Genomic DNA, 4,000 nt, shown 5'->3' with positions numbered 1-4,000 from the left:
CGCTCGGACGGAGCGGCAAGCCCCGCCCCCGGGCCGGAGCAGCGGCGGACTACTCCGGCGGGCTGCGGCGCGCGGGGCGCTCCTGCAGTGGCCCCACGACCTTCAGGTCATCGAAGGTGCACTGGAGGTTGCGGCAGCCCAGGGCCAGCTTGCCCACGCGGCCGTCGAAGCCCGGCAGGACCTTGGAGGCGAAGAGCTTCTTGTTGAGGAACGCGTCCACGCGCACGCCGCTCTTCTGCTTGCGCAACTGGAGCCGCACCAGGAAGGGACCGTGCTTGGGCACCGGCATCTCGTCCTGGACCAGGTTCTTGGTGTCCTCCGCGCTGTTGCCCACCACCTCGTGCCCGTCGTCCGGGGAGAAGTAGCGCCACGACAGGCGCATGCCCGCGTCGGGGATGGCGAAGACGGACACCTGCACGTCGCGGATGCGGAACGCCAGCTCGCCGAAGTGCTGGCCGTCCTCCTCCACCGACCACTCCTTGCCCAGCGGCTTCACGTCCATCAGCACTTCGGCCGTGAAGTCGTCGCTCGTGAAGTAGCGGTGCGCCAGGTACGCGCGCGGCACCAGCTTGTTGCCGTCCGCCTCGCGGCCGGCCTGCACCGCGCGCAGCTCGCCCTGGTCCATGGTCCAGGTGCCGCTGTGGACGTTGATCTCCTCCTCGCCCGGCTCGAAGCCCAGCTCCAGCGTGGCGTCCTCCGACCCGGGCGCGGGGGGCGTGAGCTTCAGGCCGGCGAACACCTCCCCCTCCGTGTTGGCCGGGAAGTGCACCGGGGCGGGCGGAGGCGGCGGCACGACGGTCAGCCCTCCGAAGCCCACGAAGGCGCGCACCGCGAAGCCCAGCACGGCCAGGCCGCCCACGATGGACAGGCCCGTGCGCACGCGGCCCCAGCCGGCGTGCAGCGCCTCCAGCACGGCGGCCTCCGGGGCCGTGATGGCCTTCATGGGGGCCACGTGCGACGGCTGCGCGCGCGCCAGCGCCGACGCGGGCGCCACGTGCGGCGACGACGTGGCGGACACCAGCCCCTCCAGCGCCTCGCACACCTCCGTGGCGGTGGCGTAGCGGGCCTCGCGGTCCGTCTCCAGCAGCTTCTCCACCACGGGGTCCAGGCGCGGGTCCAGGCCGCGCACGCGCTCGGACGGGAGCTTGAAGCGGCCCACGGGAAGCTCGCCCGTGAGCGACTCGTACATCATCACGCCCAGGGAGAAGAGGTCCGCCCGGCCGTCCACGTTCTTCGCGTCCCGGCGCTGCTCCGGGGCCATGTAGTTGAGCGTGCCCATGGCCACCGCCGTCGCGGTGAGCTGCTTCTCCGAGTCCGGCTCGCGGATGCCCGCCAGGCCAAAGTCCGCCACCTTCGCGTGCAGCCGCCCGTCCAGCAGGATGTTCTCCGGCTTCAGGTCGCGGTGGATGATGTTCTTGGCGTGCGCGCACTCCACGGCGCGCGCCACCTGGAGCAGCACCTTCAGCGCCTGCGCGGGTGTGATGGGCTCCCGGCCGCTCAGCGCGTGGCGCAGCGACTGGCCCTCCACGTACTCCATGACGAAGTAGTAGTGCTCGCCCGCCACACCCCGGTCGATGATCTGCACGATGTTCGGGTGGCTCAAGGACGCGAGCGCGGTCGCCTCCTTGTCGAAGCGCGACACGAACTCCTCGTCCTTCGCCAGCCGGGGCGGCAGCACCTTCACCGCCACCGTGCGGCCCAGGGAGCGCTGGCGGGCAAGCCACACCTCGCCCATGCCGCCGCGCCCCAGGATCTCCAGCAGCTCCAGGCCGGGCAGCTCGGGCTTCGCGCCCGTGAGCATCGTCTCCGCGTTCTCGATCTCGCGGATGGCCGTGTTCACCGGCGGGCGCGGGGCCTTCACGCCCGGCGCCCCCGAGCGCACCAGCGTGGCCGCGACGAGCTCCGCGGCCCCCGGGTCCGCCTCGGGCACTGCCACTCCGGCTGAAGGCGCGTCGAGGCCCCCCGCGGCGGCCGGAACCACCCCCGCGGGAGCGTCGCTCTCACTCGCCTTCCCCACGCCATCCGGTCGCGGGATGCTCATCTCGATGCCCCCTGGGACGGAGCCGGCCCTGATCTCCTGCCCCACCGCGTCCACCCTGACCGCTCCAACACCCGGAGCAGACGGAGGTGACGCCAAGTCTTGCGGATCTTCCGCCGCGCGCGGCGTGAACGTCACCGCGATGCCTGCTTCGTCCTCGGCCCTGTTGGCCGGGCGCACGCCCGACGGCTCGGACGGGCGGTGGATGCCGGACACGTCCGCGCGCCGCACCTCGAACCGGATGCCGCAGCGGCACGTGGCCTTCTGGCCGCTCACGTACACCCGGGTGTCGTGCACCGTGCCGCAGTTGGGGCACGACTGGGTGGTCGTCATGGCCGGGGGGCGCACCGTCAGCGCACCTTGCGGGAGGTGGAAGTGGTCAGCTCCGCGCCGTGGACGCGGAAGGTCTGCACGCCCTTCTCCTTGCCCTTCACCTGCAGCACCGGCAGCTCCTCCACGTCGAAGCCCGGTCCGGACTTGCGCACCGTGGCCTCCGACGCCAGCACCTCGCCGCTCTTGGCGATGCCGCACAGCCGCGACGCCGTATTCACGGTGTCGCCGATGGCGGTGAACTCGTGCCGCTCCGCGCTGCCCATGTAGCCCACGACGGCCTGGCCGGTGTTGACGCCAATGCCCACTTCAATGGGCTTCTTGCCGTCCAGCACGCGCTGCCGGTTGAGCTCCGTGACGGCGTCCTGCATCTCCAGCGCGGCGCGCAGGGCGCGGGCCGGATCATCCGGGTGCGACGACGGCGGACCCCACACCGCCATCACGCAGTCCCCGATGAACTTGTCCAGGTTGCCCTCGTAGCGGAACACCACGTCCGCCATGGCGGTGAAGAAGCTGTTGAGCATGGACACCACCTCCTGCGGCGAGTCGCTCTCCGCCAGGGTGGTGAAGCCACGGATGTCCGCGAACAGGCAGCTCACCTCCGCGAGCCGGCTCTGGCGCAGGTCCTCCGTGCCGCCGTTGATCACCGCGTCCGCCACCGCCTTGGACAGGAAGCGCGACAGCTCCGCGCGCGTCACGGCTTCATTCCGGATCTGCTCCGCCAGGGCCGCGTTCTCCAGCGCGATGCCCGCCTGCGCGGCGATGCCTGACAGGATGGTCAGGTCCTTCTCCGAGAAGGCGTTGATCTGCTGGCGGCTGTCCAGGAACAGCACCGCCATGATATCGCCGTTGACCAGCAGCGGCACGGCCATGGCCGAGCGGATGCCCTGCGCCACGATGCTCTCCGCGGCGGAGAAGCGCTCGTCGATGATGGCGTCCGCCGTGAGCACCGCCTTGCCCGTCTCCACCACGCGCTTGAGCACGGTGTCCGACAGCATGACGTTCACCTGCTTGCCCTGCCGGTGGTGCACCGCGGCCGGGATGAACTCCCCCTGCGGGCCCACCTTCAGGATGACGCCGTGGTCGGCCGCGAGCAGCTCGAAGGCCACCTTGAGAATCTGTTCGAACAGGTCGTCCTGGGTGCCCTTGAGGCTCACCTGCCGGTGGAACTCGTGGACGATGCGCAGCTTCTCGTAGTCCCGGCGCAGGGCGGCGACGTCCGTCACCTGGTCCGCCGGGCGGAAGTTCTGCGGCACCTGGTCCATCTGCGCCAGGAAGGCCGGCATGGAGACGGCGTTGGCCACCACCGTCACGCCCGGCAGCGTGGGCGGGTTGTTGCCGCCCGCTTGCGCCTCGCCGCTGTGGAAGACGAGCCGCGAGGAGCCCAGGGCAATCTCATCCCCGTCCTTCAGCCGCATCTCCCCCGACACCCGGCGCCCGTTGACGAAGGTGCCGTTGGACGAGTTCAGGTCGCGCAGCACGAAGTCACGCCCCACCTTTTCGATGGTGGCGTGCTCCTTGGAGACCTCCCGGTCCACCAGCCGCAGCGTGTTGGACGGGTGGCGGCCGAGCGACGTGGTGGGGCCCAGGGGAAACTCCCCCAACGTCCCGTCCGCGAACCGCCCCGTCAGG

Annotated in this window: 2 protein-coding genes; both read right to left on the bottom strand. The window is 71.2% G+C overall.

Annotation, left to right across the window (positions count from 1 at the left end):
• Positions 1-49 precede the first annotated feature (49 nt).
• Positions 50-2,371 carry a serine/threonine-protein kinase gene (locus tag D7X55_RS37045; RefSeq protein WP_121725495.1) on the bottom strand — a complete coding sequence of 774 codons (2,322 nt, stop codon included), beginning with the start codon at positions 2,369-2,371 and terminating at the stop codon, positions 50-52.
• A 17-nt stretch (positions 2,372-2,388) separates the two neighbouring features.
• Positions 2,389-3,999, bottom strand: a complete 1,611-nt coding sequence (locus D7X55_RS37040) for an adenylate/guanylate cyclase domain-containing protein (protein WP_121725494.1) — start codon at positions 3,997-3,999, stop codon at positions 2,389-2,391.
• Between the last annotated feature and the right edge of the window lies 1 nt (position 4,000).

Source organism: Corallococcus sp. AB049A, assembly GCF_003668885.1.
GTDB classification, from domain to species: domain Bacteria; phylum Myxococcota; class Myxococcia; order Myxococcales; family Myxococcaceae; genus Corallococcus; species Corallococcus interemptor.
This window is presented reverse-complemented; position numbering and strand designations above follow the sequence as displayed.